The sequence below is a fragment of the Pseudomonas sp. E1MeOHC2 genome (assembly GCF_058745025.1).
Genome location: NZ_CP196675.1, coordinates 4285267 through 4305163, shown reverse-complemented (window position 1 = coordinate 4305163; position 19897 = coordinate 4285267). Strand labels below are relative to the sequence as shown.

The window sequence follows — 19897 nt, the reverse complement described above, 5'->3', positions numbered from 1 at the left end:
AAACCAAATCAGGCAGGTTTGAGGATCAACACACCCAGCGGCGGCAAGTTGAGGGCCAGCGACAGTGGCTGCCCATGGCTAGTGATTGCTTCACTTTCCACCGCCCCCAGGTTGCCCACGTTGGACCCTGCATACAGTTCGGCATCGCTGTTGAGCAGTTCTGCCCAACGCTCGCCAAACGGCACGCCAATCCGATACCCCTCACGCGGCACCGGGGTGAAGTTGGCCACCACCAGCAAGGGCTCGCCCTCACTGCTCCAGCGCAGCCAGGCGTACACGCTGTTTTGCGCATCGTCGCCGATCAGCCACTGGAAGCCCTGGGGCTGGCAATCCTGTTCGTGCAGCGCCGGCACCTCGCGGTACAGGCGGTTGAGGTCGCCGACCAGCCGCTGCACGCCCTTGTGCTCTGGGTACTGCAACAGATACCAGTCCAGCTCGCTGTCGTGGTTCCACTCACGCCACTGGCCAAATTCACAGCCCATGAACAGCAGCTTCTTGCCCGGGTGCGCCCACATGAAGGTCAGGTAGGCACGCAGATTGGCGAACTTCTGCCAGCGGTCGCCCGGCATCTTGTCGATCAGCGAATGCTTGCCGTGCACCACTTCGTCGTGGGAAATCGGCAGGATGAAATGCTCGGAGTAGGCATAGATCAGCCCGAAGCTCATCTCGTTGTGATGAAAGGTGCGGTGAATCGGGTCGTTCTGGATGTAGTGCAGGGTGTCGTGCATCCAGCCCATGTTCCACTTGTAGGCAAAGCCCAGCCCGCCCTGCTGGGTTGGCTGGCTGACACCTGGCCAGGCGGTGGATTCCTCGGCGATGATCAGCGCGCCGGGGGCCTCATGCGCCGCCACACCGTTGAGGTGGCGGATGAAGTCGATGGCCTCCAGGTTCTCGCGCCCACCATGGCGGTTGGGCACCCACTCGCCAGCCTTGCGCGAGTAGTCGCGGTAGAGCATCGACGCCACGGCATCGACGCGCAGGCCGTCGATGTGGAACTGCTTGAGCCAGAGCAAGGCCGAGGCCAGCATGAAGCCGCGCACCTCGTTACGGCCAAGGTTGTAGATCAGTGTGTTCCAGTCCTGGTGGTAGCCCTCCAGGGGATTGTCGTACTCGTACAGTGCCGTGCCGTCGAAGCGTGCCAGGCCGTGTTCGTCGGTGGGGAAATGCGCCGGTACCCAGTCGAGGATCACGCCAATGCCGCCCTGGTGGCAGGCGTCGATGAAGGCGGCGAAATCTTCGGCACTGCCGTAGCGCGAGGTCGGCGCGAACATCGACAGGGGTTGATAGCCCCAGGAGCCGCCGAACGGGTGCTCCATGATCGGCATCAGTTCAATGTGGGTGAAGCCCAGCGCCTGCACATAGGGCACCAGGCGCTCGGCCAGCTCGCGCCAGTTGTAGTAACGCGCCACCTCGCCCAGGTCATCCAGCTCGCATTGCCATGAACCAACATGCAGTTCGTAGATCGACAGGGGCGCGTTGTAGGCGTGACGTTGCGCACGCTGCGCCATCCAGTCGTGGTCTTGCCAGGGGTGGCTGAGCGCACTGGCAACCTTCGACGCCGTGCTCGGCGGCAGCTCGGTGGCGCGGGCCAGCGGGTCAGCTTTCAGGGGCAACACGCCTTCTTTGCCCAGCACCTCGAACTTGTACGTTTCACCCACACCAAGGCGCGGCACGAACAGCTCCCACACCCCTGCGCTGTGGCGCAGGCGCATGGGATGACGCCGGCCATCCCAGTTGTTGAAGTCACCCACCACCGACACGCGGCGGGCATTTGGCGCCCACACCGAGAAGCACACACCGTCGATGCCATCGGCCTGCATCGGCTGCGCACCAAAACGCCCCGACAGGTCGCGGTGGTTGCCCTCGGCGAACAGGTAGAGGTCCATGTCACCCAGCTGCGGGCCGAAGCTGTACGGGTCTTCGGTCACCTGCTCGCCACCGGCCCAACCGATGTGCAGCAGGTACGGCTGTGCTTCATCCAGGTGCGCGGTGAACAGCCCAGGCAGCTTGCCTTGCACCATTTCGGCGAGCACACGCCCATCCTGGCGCGCCAGCACGCGCGCGCTCAGGGCATTGGGCAGGAACGCGCGGACGAACTGCCCGCCCGCACCATCGCCATGGGGGCCTAGTACCGCAAATGGATCGGCGTGCTCGGCGCGGGCCAGGGCGTCGAGGTCCCGTTGCCGAAGGCCGCCGTTTTCACGCGTGGTTGCATTCATCTATGACTCTCCCCAGGTACTGATCAGTCCATGCAAGCCATGCAAAGGCACGGCCAGCCAATTCGGTCGATTTTCAGCTTCGTACGTGATTTCGTACGCGGCTTTTTCCAGGCAGAACAATTCAAGTGCGGCACGCTCGCCTTCGGCCTGCTGCCAGGCGTGGGGCATGGCAGCGGTGGCCAGGCCATAGGCTTCGACAAAGGCATGCCGCGACTGGTGCAGGTATTGCCTGGCAACCCGTTGCCGAGCCTTGCGCGCCGGGTCCGAAAGGTCCACCGCAGACGCGCTGCGCAGAATCATCGCAGCAGCATAGTCGAAGGATCGCAGCACGCCGCTGACATCTTTGTAAGGGCTGTGACGGGCCCGACGTTCTTCCAGTGGGCGGGCCGGTTCGCCCTCGAAATCGATCAGGTAGGCATCGCCCTGCACCACCAGCACCTGGCCCAGGTGCAGGTCGCCATGCACCCGCATCAACAGGCCACCCTGGGCCTGACACGCGAGGTTGTCGATGTGCTGGGTAAGGCCGTCGCGCTGTTGCTGCAGGTCGTCGACCAGCGCCTGGCTGTCGCTGTCCAGGTTGTCGCGGTGCTGGGCCAGCAGGTCGAGGGCGTGGGTCAGGTCGGCACTGATCTGGCGGCTCCAGCGTTCGCTGTCCTGGGTACCGCTTGGGCGCGGCTGGAAGGCGGCATCGTCGGTCGGTGCCGCCAGCAGCAGGTGCATCTCGCCCAGGCGCTGGCCGAGCAAGGCGGCGAAACCGTCGAGTTCGGCCAGGGCATCGGTGTGGGCTTCGCTGGCCGTGCTGGACGGTTCCATCTCGTCGCGGATGGCCCGCTCCAGGGTGTTCTGGGTCCAGGCCCAGGCATCGCCCTGATTGCTCAGGTAGCCCTGGGCAATCATCAGCAGGTGCTCAGTCGCGTGCTCATCCACGCGGCTGACCCAAGCCAGCAGTGGCGAAATGTTGGTATAGCCTGCAGCTGTCAAGTAGGCGCTCATCTCAAGCTCGGGGTGAATGCCCGGGTTGACCCGTCGGATCAATTTGAGCACCACGCGGTCAGCGACCACCACCGAGCTGTTGGACTGCTCGGCGCTCAAGTAGCGCACTGGGCTGTCTTCGCTAAGGCCCAACCTGGCCAGCTGTTCGGTGCACGCGAAACGCAGCTCGCCCAGGCCATTGCCGCAGGGCAGCTGGTGGCGCTCCTGACAGGCCCGCAGCACGGCACGGATGAACGGTTCAAGGACGAACGCATCGGTGATCAGGCCAACCTGTCGGCCACGGCGCACCCGCGATAACGCCAGTTGCTGAGGCAAGGCACTGTTGATCTGCTCTTCGGGCAACAGGCCGAACGGCAGTTGGTAATGGTTGACCACGCCCTCGCTGAGCACTTCCAGCTCGCTGAGCAGCACCGGCGTGGTGGCCGTGCCAAAGCGCACGCCATAGCGCAGGCGAACTTGGTCGATCGGCCCTTCCTTGCCCGCGAACCAGCGCCGTTTAGGCAAGTATTGCGGCAGGATCGCGCTTTCCAGCGTTTCGCTGGAAGGCGCTTCGAGCAACTCTTCCAGGCGCTTGCGCAGCACCAGTGTGGTCAATTCGGGTAACCCCTCAGTGGCCTGGATATGCCAGCTGGGCATGCGGTCGTGCGAAGCCAGCAGGAACCAGTAAAAAGCATACGGCGGCAATGTCAGCAAAAACGGCAGCTGGCCAATCGGTGGAAAGGCGCTGCCGCCAAGCATCTCCACCGGTACTTTATCGGCGTATTGCGACAGCTCGAGTTCGGCGGCCTGGGCGGCGCGGGAAACGTTGGCCACGCAGAGAATCACTTCGCTGTTGCCGTCCTGGTCGGTGTACTCGCGCAGGTACGCGAGGATGCGCCGGTTGCTCGGTGTGAGCATACGAATGCTGCCACGGCCAAACGCCTTCTGCTGGTTGCGCACCGCGAGCAGGCGGCGGTTCCAGTTGAGCAGCGAATGCGGGTCGTGGGACTGGGCTTCGACGTTGACCGTCTGGTAGCCGTACAGCGGGTCCATGATCGGCGGCAGCACCAGGCGCTGCGGGTCGGCGCGGGAGAACCCGCCGTTGCGGTCCGGCGACCATTGCATGGGCGTACGCACACCATCGCGGTCGCCCAGGTAGATGTTGTCGCCCATGCCCAGCTCATCGCCGTAGTACAGGGTCGGCGTGCCGGGCATCGACAGCAGCAGGCTGGTCAGCAGTTCGATGCGCCGACGGTCGCGTTGCAGCAGCGGCGCCAATCTGCGGCGGATGCCAAGGTTGATGCGGGCGCGGCGGTCTTCGGCGTAGTAGTTCCACAGGTAGTCGCGCTCACGGTCGGTGACCATCTCCAGGGTCAGCTCATCGTGGTTGCGCAGAAAGATCGCCCACTGGCAGTTGGCGGGTATTTCCGGGGTCTGGCGCAGGATGTCGGTGATCGGGAAGCGGTCCTCCATGGCCAGGGCCATGTACATCCGTGGCATCAGCGGGAAGTGGAAGGCCATGTGGCATTCGTCGCCATCGCCCTCGCCAAAGTAAGGGCGGGTGTCCTCGGGCCACTGATTGGCCTCGGCCAGCAGCATGCGGTCGGGGTAGTTGGCGTCGATCTCGGCACGGATCGCCTTGAGCACCCGGTGGGTCTCGGGCAGGTTTTCGTTGTTCGTGCCATCGCGCTCGATCAGGTAGGGGATGGCATCCAGGCGCAGGCCATCGACGCCCAGGTCAAGCCAGAAGCGCATCACCCCGATCACCGCCTTGAGCACCTGCGGGTTGTCGAAGTTGAGGTCTGGCTGGTGCGAATAGAAGCGGTGCCAGAAGTACTGGCCGGCGACCGGGTCCCAGGTCCAGTTGGACTTTTCGGTGTCGAGGAAGATGATGCGCGTGCCGTCGTACTTCTGGTCGTCATCCGACCACACGTAAAAGTCGCGCGCCTTGCTGTCACGCTTGGCCAGGCGGGCGCGCTGGAACCAGGGGTGCTGGTCGCTGGTGTGGTTGATGACCAGCTCGGTGATCACCCGCAGGCCCCGTTTGTGTGCTTCGGCAATGAAGCGCCGGGCATCGGCCATGCTGCCGTAGTCCGGGTGCACGGCCTTGTATTCGGCGATGTCATAACCGTCGTCGCGCCGTGGCGAGGGGTAGAACGGCAGCAGCCAGAGCGTGTTCACGCCCAGTGCGGCAATGTAGTCGAGTTTGCTGATCAACCCGGCGAAGTCGCCGATGCCGTCGTTGTTGGCGTCGAAGAACGACTTGATGTGCAGCTGATAGATCACCGCGTCCTTGTACCACAGCGGGTCGTCGATGAAGGCTGCTGGTCGGGAACGCTTGGCCATGGGTGACTCCTTTCAGATCGTTCTTGAGCTTGGAGCTTGCGCGATCTCCTGCGGGAGCGGGCTTGCCCGCGAACACCGGCAAAGCCGGTGCCATTCACCGCGGTGCCTGCTTCGCGGGCAAGCCCGCTGCCACCGTTAATGGGGTATGTCGTGCTACCGGGCCTTTTCGATGCGCCAGATGCCAAACGGCTGATACCACGGCTCGATGCGCATCCACTGGGTCTTGCCATGCCAGGTCCAGCGGTGGCCGTTCATCAGGTCTTCGCCAAGGGTGTCGGCGTTGTCGTCCAGGCCCAGTTCCCACAACGGCAGCTCGAAGCTGGCTTCCTGGGCGTTGTGCGGGTCGAGGCTGATCGCCACCAGGATGAAGTTGTCGCGCTCGGGCGTACGCTTGGCGAAGTACAGGATGTTGTCGTTCCAGCAGTTGAAGAAGGCCACGCCAAGGTGCGTTTGCAGGGCGCGGTTCTGCCGGCGGATACGGTTGAGCTGGGCGATCTCGGCAATGATGTTGCCGGGTTGGCTGAAATCACGCGGGCGGATTTCGTACTTCTCCGAGTCCAGGTATTCCTCCTTGCCGGGCAGCGGCGTGGCTTCGCACAGCTCGAAGCCCGAATACATGCCCCACAACCCTGAACCCATGGTTGCCAGCGCGGCGCGAATCAGAAAGCCCGCGCGGCCCGATGTGTGCAGGAAGTACGGGTTGATGTCCGGGGTATTGACGAAGAAGTTGGGGCGGTAGCACTGGCTCCACGGCGGCTGGTTGAGTTCTTCGAAATACTCGCGTAATTCCTTCTTGGTGTTACGCCAAGTGAAGTAGGTATAGCTCTGCGTGTAACCGACCTTGCCCAAGCGCGCCATCATCGCCGGCTTGGTGAAAGCCTCGGCGAGGAAGATCACCTCCGGGTGCCGACTACGCACATTGGCGATCAGCCATTGCCAGAACGGCAGCGGTTTAGTGTGTGGGTTGTCGACGCGGAAGGTCTTCACGCCCTCCTCGACCCAGCCGACCACTACATCGCGCAGCGCCAACCACAACGAAGGCACGGCTTCAGGGGCGTAGAAGTCGACGTTGACGATGTCCTGGTACTTCTTCGGCGGGTTTTCCGCATAGCGGACGGTGCCGTCGGGGCGCCAACTGAACCAGCCGGGGTGTTCCTTGAGCCACGGGTGGTCCTGGGAGCACTGGATAGCGAAATCGAGCGCGATTTCCAGACCGTGCTCGGCGGCGGCGGCCACCAGCCGGCGGAAGTCTTCACGGGTGCCCAGCTCAGGGTGAATGACGTCGTGCCCGCCTTCGGTGCTGCCGATGGCGTAAGGGCTGCCGGGGTCAGAGGGCTCCGCCTGCAAGGCATTGTTGCGGCCCTTGCGGTGCTTTTTGCCGATCGGATGAATGGGCGGAAAATACAGCACGTCGAAGCCCATGTCGCGGATCATCGGCAGGCGTTCGTGCACGTCGTTGAACGTGCCGTGGCGCTCGGGGCGGTCGGTGATCGAACGCGGAAACAGCTCGTACCAACTGGCGAACTGCGCGGCCGGGCGGTCGACATCGACGGGGAATTCGCTGCTGCGGGTGAGGTAGCTGCGGTGTTCCGCCTCGGTCATCAGCCGAGAGGCTTCGGGGCTCAGCAACAGCGCCACCTGGTCATCCTGGGAGAGTGCCGGCAGCCGTGCCTGCAAGCCCTCGATCTGCTCACGCAAGAAGCCCTCGCTGCGCTCTGCGCCTTTGCCCAGCAGCAGACGGCCTTCCTCAAGCTCCAATTTGACCTCGACGCCAGCGTGGTACTTCTTCTCCAGGTCGTGGCAATAGGTGGCGAACGGGTCGATCCAGGCTTCGATACTGAACAGGTGCGGGCCCAATTCGGTCGGGGTGAACGCGGCCAGCCACAGGTCATTGCCCGGTGAATGCATGGGCACGCAGTGCCAGCGCCGGCTGTGGGCCTGGCGCCAATTGAGCATCACGGCCAGACGGTCATGGCCGTCGCTGTAGACCCTGCTGCTGACCGCGACCGGCTGGCCGCTGATGGCCTTGGCGGCGAACATGCCGCCGTCGAGCGCAGGTTGCGTACCCTCGATCACGATGCGCGGCGCCAGCAGCGCCTGGGACAGGCTGATGGCCTGGTCCGGGTGATCGTTCGCCATGGGCACGCTTTCGAAAGGCTCGTTTCGTGACATCGGACCTTGCTCCCTTAGGCTGGTGGCGGTAAGGATTCAGAGCCGGGCACGGGCGTAGGGGTTCAAATAAATTGAGCGAACGGCCGCCCCTGACAGTCAGAGCCTGCAGCACCTCTTCATTCACCCACGCGAGGTCAGGCCATGAACATTCCCATTCCACCGGAAACCCCCGATCCCAACATCGACGACCCCAGCTTACCGCCGCCCGTGCCGGAACAAGACCCGGACGAGCTGCCGATCAAGCCAACAGTGCCGCCGACGGTGGGCGACCCGCCGAGCCAGGAGCCACCGGTGAAGGCTTAAGGATAGAGGCTTTTGCGGTGGCTGCCGGCCGCTTCAAGGGTTCACCCTGGAAGCGGCCGGCAGCCGGGACCTGTCAACCTGCAGAGAGCGCCGAAATTTCCGCCACACTGATCTCGCGCATCCTGAACTTCTGCACCTTGCCAGTCACCGTCATGGGGAACTCGTCGACAAAGCGGAAATGCCGCGGCACCTTGTAGTGCGCGATGCGCGCCTTGCACCAGCCGTGCAGCTCATCAACCGTGGCGCTATGCCCCGGATGCAGCTTGATCCAGGCCACCACTTCCTCCCCAAACTTACTGCACGGAATGCCGATTACCTGAGCATCCGCCACCGCCGGGTGGGTGTAGAAGAACTCTTCCAGCTCGCGTGGGTAGATGTTTTCGCCCCCCCTGATGATCATGTCCTTGTTGCGCCCGACAATGCGCACATGGCCGTGCTCGTCCATCACCGCCAGGTCGCCCGAGTGCATCCAGCCGGCCGGGTCGATGGCATCCGCCGTGGCCTGCGGGTTGTCCCAATAGCCGAGCATCACGCTGTAGCCCCGCGTGCACAGCTCGCCGATTTCACCTCTGGGCACGATGCAACCGTCGGCATCCACCAGTTTGTTCTCCAACTGCGGCTGGGTACGCCCGACTGTGGTCACGCGCAGTTCAAGCTCGTCGTCCGGGCCGGTCTGCAGCGACACCGGGCTGGTTTCGGTCATGCCATAGGCAATCTGCACTTCGGCCATGTGCATCTGGTCGATGACACGGCGCATCACTTCGATCGGGCAAGTGGCACCGGCCATGATGCCGCTGCGCAGGGTGGAGAGCTCCATGCCCTGACGTGACGGGTGGTCGAGCATCGCGATGAACATGGTGGGCACGCCGTACAGGATGCTGGCGCGCTCCTCGGCCACGGCGCGCAGGGTGAGCTCAGGGTCAAAAGCGTCGTTGGGGTAGACCATGGTGCTGCCATGGGTGATGCAGCCGAGGTTGGCCATGACCATGCCGAAACAGTGGTACAGCGGCACCGGGATCACCATGCGGTCGGCGCTGGTCAGCCCCAGGCTCTCGCCGACCATGAAACCGTTGTTGAGGATGTTGTAGTGGCTGAGCGTGGCGCCCTTGGGCGCGCCAGTGGTGCCAGAGGTGTACTGGATATTTACCGGCTGGTCGAACTGCAGGCTCTGCTGGCGGGCCGTGTAGGCCTCGACCGTGGTCTGCCCAGCCCGATCGGCCAGCGCCTGCCAGGGCAGGAAGCCAAGCGGTGGCTGGGCAGCCAGGCTGATCACCCCGCGCAGTTCGGGCAGGTTTTCATTGGCGAGCTCACCGGGGGCTACGGTTGCCAGCGCTGGCACCAGCTGCTGGACCATGGCGTGGTAATTGGACGTCTTGAACGCATCGGCGCACACCAGCCAGCGGCAACCGGACTGGCGCAGCACATACTCCAGCTCGCCCACGCGGTAGGCCGGGTTAATGTTGACCAAGATCGCGCCGACCTTGGCGCTGGCCAGTTGCAGGATGCACCACTGGGCGCAGTTGGGCGACCAGATGCCGACCCGATCGCCGGTGTTCACACCCAGGGCCATCAAGGCGCGGGCATGCACATCGACCTGTTCGGCCAACTGCTGCCAGCTGTAGCGCAGGCCCTGGTGGCGCGACACCAACGCTTCGTTATCGGCGTAGCGGGCCACAGTGGCATCGAAGGCCTGGCCGATGGTCAGGGTCAGCAAGGGTCGGTCCTGGCGACCGCGGGTATAGCTCGGTTGACTCATGGGTGTCCCTTCTTGTGGTTGTTCTGGGCACGACTGAAGCAAGCGGGAGATACTCTGGCGCACATTTACGTTTACGTAAAGGTGATGAGGCGATTGACAGTGACTGAAGGCAGGTTTACGTTAACGTAAAGGTGACGAACGACACCGCCCATCAGGCTCAAGCCGACCCCTGTGGGAGCGGGCTTGCCCGCGAATGCGATCACTCAGGCAATGACGGTGGTCCTGCTGACGCATTCGCGGGCAAGCCCGCTCCCACAGGGGTCGGCGGCGAACCCATGAGCTACGGTGTTACCCATTTCAAGAACAAGAAGGTGCCCCCACATGCATTACCCCTCTCTGAATTTCGCCCTGGGCGAAACCATCGACATGCTCCGTGACCAGGTGCGCACCTTCGTCGCCGCCGAACTGGCGCCACGCGCCGCGCAAATCGACCACGACAACCTGTTCCCCGCCGACATGTGGCGCAAATTCGGTGACATGGGCCTGCTGGGCATCACCGTGTCGGAAGAATACGGCGGCGCCGGCCTGGGCTACCTCGCCCATGTGGTGTCGATGGAAGAAATCAGCCGCGGCTCGGCCTCGGTGGCGCTTTCCTACGGCGCGCACTCCAACCTCTGCGTCAACCAGATCAACCGCAACGGCACCCATGAGCAAAAGCTCAAGTACCTGCCCAAGCTGATCAGCGGCGAACACATCGGCGCCCTGGCCATGAGCGAGCCCAACGCCGGCTCCGACGTGGTCTCGATGAAACTGCGCGCCGAAAAACGCGGCGACCACTACGTGCTCAACGGCAGCAAGACCTGGATCACCAACGGCCCCGACGCCAACACCTACGTGATCTACGCCAAGACCGACCTGGACAAGGGTGCGCACGGCATCACCGCGTTCATCGTCGAACGCGACTGGAAAGGCTTCAGCCGCAGCAACAAGTTCGACAAGCTGGGCATGCGTGGCTCCAACACCTGCGAGCTGTTCTTCGATGACGTCGAAGTGCCCGAAGAGAACATCCTCGGCCAGCTCAACGGGGGCGTGCGCGTACTGATGAGCGGCCTGGACTACGAGCGCGTGGTGCTCTCCGGCGGCCCGACCGGCATCATGCAAAGCTGTATGGACCTGGTGGTGCCCTACATCCACGACCGCAAGCAGTTTGGCCAGAGCATCGGCGAGTTCCAGCTGATCCAGGGCAAGATCGCCGACATGTACACCCAGCTCAACGCCAGCCGCGCCTACCTGTATGCCGTGGCCCAGGCCTGCGACCGTGGCGAGACCACCCGCAAAGACGCCGCCGGGGTCATCCTGTACACCGCCGAACGCGCCACGCAAATGGCCCTGGAAGCGATCCAGATTCTGGGCGGCAACGGCTACATCAACGAATTCCCGGCTGGCCGCCTGCTGCGCGACGCCAAGCTGTACGAAATCGGCGCCGGCACCAGCGAAATCCGCCGGATGCTGATTGGCCGCGAACTGTTCAACGAAACCCGCTGAGCACAAGGGACGGGCGCACATGGCTACCTTGCATACCCAGATCAACCCGCGTTCGGCGGAGTTCGCCGGCAACAGCGCGGCCATGCTCGAACAGGTTCAGGCCCTGCGTGGCCTGCTTGCGCACATCGCCCAGGGCGGCGGGCCCAAGGCCCAGGAGCGGCATACCTCACGCGGCAAACTGCTGCCCCGTGAGCGTATCGACCGCCTGCTGGACGCGGGCTCACCCTTCCTCGAAATCGGCCAACTGGCCGCCCATGAGGTGTATGGCGAAGACGTGCCCGCCGCGGGCGTGATTGCCGGCATTGGCCGGGTCGAAGGCGTGGAGTGCATGATCGTGGCCAACGATGCCACGGTCAAAGGCGGCTCCTACTACCCCCTGACCGTCAAGAAGCACCTGCGCGCGCAAACCATCGCCCTGCAGAACCGCCTGCCCTGCCTCTATTTGGTGGACTCCGGCGGCGCCAACCTGCCCCGCCAGGACGAAGTGTTCCCCGACCGCGAGCACTTCGGGCGGATTTTCTTCAACCAGGCCAACATGAGCGCGCTGGGCATCCCGCAGATCGCCGTGGTCATGGGCTCGTGCACCGCCGGTGGCGCTTATGTACCCGCCATGGCCGACGAAGCGATCATGGTCCGTCAGCAAGCCACCATCTTCCTGGCTGGCCCGCCGCTGGTGAAGGCCGCGACCGGTGAGGTGGTGAGTGCCGAAGACCTCGGCGGCGCCGATGTGCACTGCCGCATCAGCGGCGTGGCCGACCATTACGCCGACAATGACGAACACGCCCTGGCCCTGGCCCGGCGCAGCGTGGCCAACCTCAACTGGCACAAGCTGGGCAAACTGCAGTGCCAGGCGCCCATCGCCCCGCTGTACGCCGCCGATGAGCTGTACGGCGTGGTGCCAGCCGACGCCAAGCAACCGTTCGACGTGCGCGAGGTCATCGCCCGCCTGGTCGATGGCTCGGTGTTCGATGAATTCAAGGCCCTGTTCGGTACCACCCTGGTGTGCGGCTTCGCCCACCTGCACGGCTACCCGATCGCGATCCTGGCCAACAACGGCATCCTGTTCGCCGAGGCCGCGCAAAAAGGCGCGCACTTCATCGAGCTGGCCTGCCAGCGCGGCATCCCGCTGCTGTTCCTGCAGAACATCACCGGCTTTATGGTCGGCAAAAAGTACGAAGAAGGCGGCATCGCCAAGCACGGCGCTAAACTGGTGACTGCAGTGGCCTGCGCCCAAGTGCCGAAGTTCACGGTGATCATCGGTGGCAGCTTCGGTGCCGGCAACTATGGCATGTGCGGCCGCGCCTACGACCCGCGCTTGCTGTGGATGTGGCCCAACGCGCGCATCGGCGTGATGGGTGCCGAGCAAGCCGCTGGCGTGCTGGCCCAGGTCAAGCGCGAACAAAGCGAGCGCAGCGGCCAGCCGTTCAGCGCCGAAGACGAAGCCAAGCTCAAGCAGCCGATCCTCGACCAGTACGAGCACCAGGGCCACCCCTACTACTCCAGCGCCCGGCTGTGGGACGACGGCGTCATCGACCCGGCGCAAACCCGCGACGTGCTCGGCCTGGCGTTGTCCGCCGCGCTGAACGCCCCGATCGAACAGAGCCGCTTCGGCATTTTCCGGATGTGACCCATGAGCGATTTCAGCACCCTTGAAGTGGTCAAGGACCCTCGCGGCTTCGCCACCTTGTGGCTCAGCCGCGAAGACAAGAACAACGCCTTCAACGCCCAGATGATTCGCGAGCTGATCGTTGCCCTTGCCCAGATCGCCGAAGACAGCAGCCTGCGCTTCCTCGTGCTGCGTGGCCGGGGTCGGCATTTCAGCGCCGGCGCCGACCTGGCCTGGATGCAACAGTCCGCGCAACTGGACTTCAACACCAACCTCGATGACGCCCACGAGCTGGGCGAGCTGATGTACGCCTTGCACCGGCTCAAGGCACCGACCCTGGCCGTGGTGCAAGGCGCAGCCTTTGGCGGCGCCTTGGGCCTGATCAGTTGCTGCGACATGGCCATCGGCGCCGAAGACGCCCAACTGTGCCTGTCGGAAGTGCGCATCGGCCTGGCCCCCGCAGTCATCAGCCCGTTCGTGGTCAAGGCCATCGGCGAACGCGCCACGCGCCGCTATGCCCTGACCGCCGAGCGCTTCAGCGGTGTGCGTGCCCGTGAACTGGGCCTGCTGGCCGAGGTGTACCCCGCCCAGGACCTGGATGCCCAGGTCGAAGCCTGGGTGGCTAACCTGCTGCTCAACAGCCCGCAAGCCCTGCGCGCCAGCAAAGACCTGCTGCGCGAGGTCGACGACGGCGAGCTCAGCCCTGCCCTGCGCCGCTACTGCGAAAACACCATCGCCCGCATCCGCGTCAGCGCCGAAGGCCAGGAGGGCCTGCGCGCCTTCCTCGAAAAGCGCCGCCCTGCCTGGCAAACCGACGACAACAAGGAGCCGCGCCCATGAGCCGCACCCCGTTGACCACCCTGCTGGTCGCCAACCGCGGTGAAATCGCCTGCCGGGTGATGCGCACCGCCAAGGCCATGGGCCTGACCACCGTCGCCGTGCACAGCGCCACCGACCGTGACGCCCGGCACAGCCGCGAAGCCGATATCCGCGTCGACCTTGGCGGCACCAAGGCCGCCGAAAGCTACCTGCTGGTCGACAAACTGCTGGCCGCCGCCAAGGCCAGCGGCGCCCAGGCCATCCACCCAGGCTATGGCTTTCTTTCGGAAAACGCAGGCTTTGCCCGCGCCATCGAAGAAGCTGGGCTGATCTTCCTCGGCCCACCGGCCAGCGCCATCGATGCGATGGGCAGCAAGTCGGCGGCAAAGGCCCTGATGGAAGCCGCTGGCGTGCCCTTGGTTCCGGGCTACCACGGTGAGGCTCAGGACCTGGAAACCTTCCGCGCCGCCGCCGAACGCATCGGCTACCCGGTGCTGCTCAAGGCCAGCGCCGGGGGCGGCGGCAAGGGCATGAAAGTGGTCGAGGACGAAAGCCAGCTGGCCGACGCGCTGGCCTCGGCGCAGCGTGAGGCGCAGTCGTCGTTTGGCGATGCACGCATGCTGGTGGAAAAGTACGTACTCAAGCCGCGTCACGTGGAAATCCAGGTGTTCGCCGACCAGCACGGCAATTGCCTGTACCTCAACGAACGTGACTGCTCGATCCAGCGCCGCCACCAGAAAGTGGTCGAAGAGGCCCCCGCCCCCGGTCTGTCGCCAGCGCTGCGCCAGGCCATGGGCGAGGCCGCAGTGCGCGCCGCCCAGGCCATCGGTTATGTGGGTGCGGGCACGGTGGAATTCCTGCTCGATGCCCGTGGCGAGTTCTTCTTCATGGAGATGAACACCCGCCTACAGGTTGAACACCCGGTCACCGAAGCCATCACCGGCCTCGACCTGGTGGCCTGGCAGATCCGTGTGGCCTGCGGCGAGGCATTGCCGATCACGCAAGAGCAGGTGCCGCTGATCGGCCACGCCATCGAGGTGCGCCTGTATGCCGAAGACCCGGCCAACGAGTTTCTGCCGGCCACTGGCACGCTGACACTGTACCGCGAGTCGGCGCCGGGTGAAGGGCGCCGGGTCGACAGCGGGGTCAGCGAGGGGGATGTGGTGTCGCCGTTCTACGACCCGATGCTGGGCAAGCTGATTGCCTGGGGCGAAGACCGCGAGCAGGCACGCCTGCGCCTGTTGGCGATGCTCGATGAATTCGCCATCGGCGGTTTGAAGACCAACATTGGCTTCTTGCGGCGCATCCTCGCCCACCCCGCGTTTGCCGATGCCGAGCTCGACACCGGGTTCATCCCGCGTCATCAGGCCGTTTTGCTGCCCGCTTCACAACCGCTGCCAGCGCCCTTCTGGGAGGCGGCGGCCGAAGCTTGGCTGCAGGGCCAGGCGGGCCAGCAACGGGACGACGACAACCGCTCGCCGTGGGCTGAGCGCAACGGCCTGCGCCTGGGCCTGCCGGCGCGCAGCAGCCTGCATCTGGCCAGTGCCGGGCAGGATCAGGCGGTGGCCCTCGAACGCAGCGCGCCGTCCACCTGGCAGCTTGATGGCGAGCACCTGGTGCACGATCAGGCTGGCGTGCGCCGTCAGCACCTGGCGCTACGCCGCGGCGGCATGCTGTACCTGCGCTGGGATGGCGAAATGCACGCCATCCAAGCCTTCGACCCAATTGCCGAAGCCGAGGCCAGCCACAGCCACCAAGGTGGCCTAGGCGCGCCCATGAACGGCAGTATCGTGCGGGTGCTGGTCGAGCCGGGCCAGGTGGTTGAGGCGGGTACGGCGCTGGTGGTGCTGGAGGCCATGAAGATGGAGCACAGCATTCGCGCGCCACATGCCGGGACGGTGAAGGTGTTGTTCTGCCAGGAAGGGGATATGGTCAGCGAAGGGACGGTGCTGGTCGAGCTGGTAGAGTGAGGTAACTGGGGCCGCACTGCGGCCCCAACAATCTAGAAGGACCCATGCACCCGCACAACCACCCCCAGAAATTCGCAGCCGTCTTCACACAGCAATGCAGGGTAGTTGCTGTTCAAGGCCTTCAGATACCGCTGCCCACCTTCCTCAGCCAACTCACGGAAAATCGCCGGTTTGCCCGGCTGACGAGCGATAACCAAACGCCCCGGCTCAACCTCCACGCCTGGGTCGACCAGCATCCGCATACCCTGCGGCACACTGCGGCCACTGACTGCACTCATCGCATCGTTTTCAACAGTCAGCCAGAACGCCTTGCCCTTGGCCATGTAGTCCGTCTGCTCAAATACGCCAGTCTCTGCTGCTTCTAGCTCCCCCCAACCCAGCACCGGGTAGCGGAAACACACGATGTATTGCATGAGGTCCAGGTCATCATCGGTGTCATCCACTTCATAGCTGCCGCGCTCCTCACCGACCTGACCCAGAATGCGCAATTGCAAGCTGACGTTGTAGTGGGGCATGCCAAGCTCGACGAACGTGCGGTTCATCGACTCGATCTTCGGCTGACGCCGCTTGTTCACCCAATGCCCTACGCTGCCCTGAGACACGCCAACGCGTTCGGCAAGTTGTTCTTGAGTGAGCCCAAGCTCCTCCATCCGGTCACGGACGAGGGCAATCCATTTATCCATATTCATCGCTGGCACGATACGGACTGCCTTCAGGCGCTCAATAAACATTCTGTATTATTTATCAGAAAGCGTGAAAATACTTTAGGTATTAGTATCGGCCTGAACCTTTTCCCTATTGGCATTCGCAGGTATCAGGATGAAACCACCGACAAATGACGAAACAGATCTCGACAGCGAAGCGGCCCGCCGCGCCCTCGACTACTACCTCAACCCCAACCCGCCGCGCCCCAGCATCGAGAACAAGATCTGGACCCTCCACGAAGGCGTAAGCGGTGAGCAAGCCCAGGAACACGCCATCGCCCTGCTCCGCTGCGCCGCCGCCACCGCACAGGAAACCGCCGTCCATCAGCAAGGCACCCAGCGCGAGCTGACCTTCGCATTGATGCACATGATGGACATGGCGCGCGCCCTGCTGGAGCACAAGCGCCCCGTGTAGACGGGGTGTAGGTAAAAACGAAGGGAGAGACGTGACGGCCGGGTAACGGCAAAGGCCCCGATTGCCGGGACAAGGAAGCGCATCGGTAGAACTTTTTTACCGAATTAGCGAAAATTCATTTGACTGGCAAATGATAACGATTATTATTGCACTCAGCTGATCGCGAGATCTGCTGGATAACCTGGAGCTTAGGTCGCTCTCAGATTATCTCCTCATCAGGCTAATCACGGTTTTTGACCCGGCTTTTTGCCGGGTCTTTTTTTTGGCTCTTCAGGCTAATGAAGATCGTGAATGGCCGGCATGATAGCAAAAGTGTGTCAGACCGTGAACGCTCATTACAAAACTTTGCGGAATCAGCACTTGAGAATCAATCTCGTTTCGCCTACGCTGATGACGCATCAAGGAAGATGCCCCCACACCTCCCCTTTTGAGCAAGGAGCTGTCCATGACACGTCTGCTGCTGCCCCTTGAGCACCCATCGCCGACCACCGAGCACGATGCTGACACCGCCCTGTTACATGGCCTGAAACGGCTGCCCCGGCGCGTCCAGCAAGTGTTTCTGCTCAATCGCCTCGACCAACTGGATTTTGCCGGTATCGCTGCCCGGCTCGACCTGCCATTGGCGAGCATCGAGCGCCATATGAACCAGGCGCTGCAAGCAGGCCGCTCGCGCCGGGATGTGCTGGCGAGTATTGCCGGGCAATGGTACGTACGCCTGCAGAGCCCCCAGGTGACCGCCTGCGAGCGCATCGACTTTCGCCGCTGGCTGGATGCGGACCAAGCCAACTTGCTGGCGTTTCACGACACCGAACTGCTTTGGCGTAGCCTGCTGGCGCCAGCACGGCAGCTGGGCCAGGACGGTTGGTACCGGCAAGGTCGCGCGGCGCTGTCGTTAGGTGGGTGTTCGATTGCAGTGGGCCTTGGCATGGCTGCATTGGTGCTGTTCGGCTTTTGGGCCTGACAACGCATCAGCACCGCGAATCACACAAAGACGTACATCGCCCCCCAAACAGGCACCGCCGTCGCCAATCCGACCGCCAGCCGCGGCCAGTAAGGCAGCAGCATCACCAATAGCATCCCCGACAACGACATCACGCCCAACCAGGCCACCGGCCCCATGGCCCAACCCCAGGCTTGCGCGCACAGCAGCAGGCTGGCCAGCAACGCGAGCCACCCCATGCCACGCAACCCCACGCGCAATGCACGTGGACAGGCCCGCTGCCATACCTGCTTGTAATGCCGTTCCAGCCCCTGGCACAGGCCGAGCATGCCGAGGTAGGCGAACACTACGCCACCTGTCATCCACATCATCATGCGCCCGCCTCCAGGTTACGCCCCGCCTTGACCTTGACCGGCGCCGGCACCGCTTGGTGCACTCGCCACGCCACCAGCCCCAACAGCATGCCCAGTACCAGGGCGCTGACCACAACCCCCAGGCGCATCGCATCCCCCACGCTGCCAAGCGCTCCCAAGCCAATGCACAGCATCGCCGCCATTACCAGTTGCTCGACCCAGGCCCGCTTCGCCGGCCTGACGCCAGCGTGCAACAACGCCAACAACCACACCCCGAAGAACGCGCGCACTTCCCAGCTTTCTCGTTGCACCAGTTCAACCGGCAGCACGCGGCTGGCCCACAGCAGGCCTACGCAGGCCAGCAGCAATCCGCTGATGAAGCCGACGTTGCACACTTCGACCACCCGGAACCACCGCCGCGCCGAAACCTGGGTCGTGGCGCTGGCATACTTGCGCCCGCGCTTGACGCAAAACAGCACCAGCCCGCTGGCAATCATCACGCAGCTGACCAGCCCGCAGATGAAGTACAACCAGCGCATCGGGTAACCGCCGAACTGGGCAAAGTGCAGGCCGACCATTACCCGCTGGGTCAGGGGGGCCGCACGCCATTGCGGTACATCGCTGAGCAGCTCACCGCTGACGCCGTCGAAGACCATCGCCTGGCCCTTGGCGAGGGCGATACGGTTACCCAGCTCGGGGCGGATCTCGATGCGCGCACCGGCCGTGTTGGGGTTGCGGATGTTGAGGCCGCCAAGCGGCCCCAGCCGGGCCTCGGCCTGGGCCAGCAGCGGTGCCACATCCACCAGCTCGCCCGGTTGCCTGGCCTGGTGCCGTGGCTGCTCCAGGCGGGCATTGCCTTGCGCCTGGAAGTAAGCGCGGGTGTCGCCCTCGAACAACGCATCGACCCCTGCCGGGATGTAGATGAGCATGAAAATCACCAGCCCGGTGTAAGTGATCATCAGGTGGAACGGCAGCAACAGCACGGCGCTGGCATTGTGAAAGTCCAGCCACGAGCGCTGGCCCTTGTTGGGCCTGAAGGTAAAGAACTCCTTGAAGATCTTCTTGTGAATCACGATGCCGGTGACCAGTGCAGCCAGCATCACCAGCGCCAGCGCACCGACCACGAAGATGCCCCAGTTGCGCGGCAGGTCGAGGGTGAAATGGAAGCGGAAAAAGAAGTTGCCGCCGACGCTGTCACGCACCTCGATGGCCTCGCCGGTGCGTGGGTCGAGCTGCACGCCACCGCCATGGCGACGCTCGCCGGTGGACACGCGCAAGCCTGGCGAGCGCTCGGTGGGCAGGCTGATGCCCCAGTTGCCGGCCTGCGGTTCGTGGGCCTGCAGGTAGGCAACGGCCCGGCGCGCGGCATCGGCCTGAGACACCTCTGTTGCCGGGATCTCCGGCTGCATCCAGTGATCGAGTTCCTTGTCGAACACTGCCAGGGTACCGGTGACGAAGATGGCGAACAGCAGCCAGCCGAAAATCAGCCCGCCCCAGGTGTGCAGCCAGGACATCGATTGGGTGAAGGTGTTCTTCATGCCAGCCACCCCAGTGCCTGCGGCCAGAAGCCGATCAATGCCAGCGGTGCGGCGAGGGCCAGCGGCGCCCAGGCGCGCACGGCGTCTCGGCTGGCAAAGGCCCAGAGGATTGCGCCGGTGTAGAAGATGAAGGCTGGCAGGGTCGCGACGATCACCGCGTCGGCGGGCGACAGCGGCAACAGCCGCGCCAGGCAGGCACTGGCGGCGTAGCTGAACGCGTAGCCGCCGAGCAGTGCGGCCGTGCTGCGGGAGAGGATCTGCAGCCAGGCGGGGGCTTGGATCATCGGGTATCCCTCAAG

Annotated in this window: 15 protein-coding genes; 7 read left to right on the top strand and 8 right to left on the bottom strand. The window is 64.0% G+C overall.

Features of this window, described 5'->3' with window-relative positions; genetic code table 11:
* Positions 1–8: 8 nt before the first annotated feature.
* The 3 genes from glgB to ACSSU5_RS19465 form a co-directional block, all read right to left on the bottom strand.
* The gene (gene glgB, locus ACSSU5_RS19475; RefSeq protein ID WP_492559542.1) at positions 9–2219 is read right to left on the bottom strand and encodes a 1,4-alpha-glucan branching protein GlgB; all 2211 of its coding nucleotides are present in this window, start codon (positions 2217–2219) and stop codon (positions 9–11) included.
* Positions 2220–5537 carry a maltose alpha-D-glucosyltransferase gene (treS, locus tag ACSSU5_RS19470; protein WP_492559541.1) on the bottom strand — a complete coding sequence of 1106 codons (3318 nt, stop codon included), beginning with the start codon at positions 5535–5537 and terminating at the stop codon, positions 2220–2222.
* Positions 5538–5690: 153 nt separating this feature from the next.
* Positions 5691–7709 (bottom strand): alpha-1,4-glucan--maltose-1-phosphate maltosyltransferase, encoded by a 2019-nt coding sequence (locus ACSSU5_RS19465; RefSeq protein WP_492559540.1) that lies wholly within the window; start codon positions 7707–7709, stop codon positions 5691–5693.
* Between the two features lie 141 nt (positions 7710–7850).
* On the opposite strand from ACSSU5_RS19465, the gene ACSSU5_RS19460 reads away from it, so the two are divergent.
* Positions 7851–8012 (top strand): hypothetical protein, encoded by a 162-nt coding sequence (locus ACSSU5_RS19460; RefSeq protein ID WP_172228164.1) that lies wholly within the window; start codon positions 7851–7853, stop codon positions 8010–8012.
* A gap of 73 nt (positions 8013–8085) precedes the next feature.
* On the opposite strand, the gene ACSSU5_RS19455 is transcribed toward ACSSU5_RS19460, so the two are convergent.
* Positions 8086–9768, bottom strand: coding sequence for an AMP-binding protein (locus ACSSU5_RS19455; RefSeq protein ID WP_492559539.1), 1683 nt, complete (start codon positions 9766–9768; stop codon positions 8086–8088).
* 321 nt (positions 9769–10089) lie between these two features.
* Between ACSSU5_RS19455 and ACSSU5_RS19450 the strand changes: the two genes are divergently transcribed.
* Genes ACSSU5_RS19450 through ACSSU5_RS19435 form a run of 4 tightly spaced genes read left to right on the top strand, consistent with a single transcriptional unit; the run spans position 10090 to position 15648 of the window.
* Positions 10090–11253: an isovaleryl-CoA dehydrogenase gene (locus ACSSU5_RS19450; RefSeq protein WP_264309405.1), complete on the top strand. Its 1164-nt coding sequence runs from the start codon at positions 10090–10092 to the stop codon at positions 11251–11253.
* Positions 11254–11272: 19 nt separating this feature from the next.
* Complete coding sequence (locus tag ACSSU5_RS19445) at positions 11273–12880, top strand: carboxyl transferase domain-containing protein (protein WP_264309406.1); 1608 nt, start codon at positions 11273–11275, stop codon at positions 12878–12880.
* 3 nt (positions 12881–12883) lie between these two features.
* Positions 12884–13699: a gamma-carboxygeranoyl-CoA hydratase gene (locus ACSSU5_RS19440; RefSeq protein ID WP_264309407.1), complete on the top strand. Its 816-nt coding sequence runs from the start codon at positions 12884–12886 to the stop codon at positions 13697–13699.
* On the top strand, positions 13696–15648 hold the full coding sequence (locus ACSSU5_RS19435) for an acetyl/propionyl/methylcrotonyl-CoA carboxylase subunit alpha (RefSeq protein ID WP_492559538.1): 1953 nt from the start codon (positions 13696–13698) through the stop codon (positions 15646–15648). The genes ACSSU5_RS19440 and ACSSU5_RS19435 overlap by 4 nt, the downstream gene beginning before the upstream one ends.
* A gap of 32 nt (positions 15649–15680) precedes the next feature.
* On the opposite strand, the gene ACSSU5_RS19430 is transcribed toward ACSSU5_RS19435, so the two are convergent.
* A complete protein-coding gene (locus ACSSU5_RS19430) occupies positions 15681–16379 on the bottom strand; it encodes a LexA family transcriptional regulator (protein WP_264309409.1) in 699 nt (232 codons plus the stop codon).
* A gap of 88 nt (positions 16380–16467) precedes the next feature.
* Between ACSSU5_RS19430 and ACSSU5_RS19425 the strand changes: the two genes are divergently transcribed.
* Both ACSSU5_RS19425 and ACSSU5_RS19420 read left to right on the top strand, forming a co-directional pair.
* A complete protein-coding gene (locus ACSSU5_RS19425; RefSeq protein WP_264309410.1) occupies positions 16468–16767 on the top strand; it encodes a DUF6124 family protein in 300 nt (99 codons plus the stop codon).
* Between the two features lie 445 nt (positions 16768–17212).
* Entirely contained in the window at positions 17213–17728 is a 516-nt protein-coding gene (locus ACSSU5_RS19420) for a DUF4880 domain-containing protein (protein WP_492559537.1), read from the top strand.
* 20 nt (positions 17729–17748) lie between these two features.
* On the opposite strand, the gene ACSSU5_RS19415 is transcribed toward ACSSU5_RS19420, so the two are convergent.
* From ACSSU5_RS19415 to ACSSU5_RS19405, 3 genes are read right to left on the bottom strand one after another with little or no spacing between them, the layout of a single operon-like run.
* Positions 17749–18081 carry a DUF3325 domain-containing protein gene (locus ACSSU5_RS19415; protein ID WP_492559536.1) on the bottom strand — a complete coding sequence of 111 codons (333 nt, stop codon included), beginning with the start codon at positions 18079–18081 and terminating at the stop codon, positions 17749–17751.
* Complete coding sequence (locus ACSSU5_RS19410) at positions 18078–19598, bottom strand: PepSY-associated TM helix domain-containing protein (RefSeq protein WP_492559535.1); 1521 nt, start codon at positions 19596–19598, stop codon at positions 18078–18080. Before ACSSU5_RS19410 ends, ACSSU5_RS19415 begins: the two co-directional genes overlap by 4 nt.
* A complete protein-coding gene (locus ACSSU5_RS19405; RefSeq protein ID WP_264309414.1) occupies positions 19595–19882 on the bottom strand; it encodes an iron transporter in 288 nt (95 codons plus the stop codon). The genes ACSSU5_RS19410 and ACSSU5_RS19405 overlap by 4 nt, the downstream gene beginning before the upstream one ends.
* Positions 19883–19897: the final 15 nt, after the last annotated feature.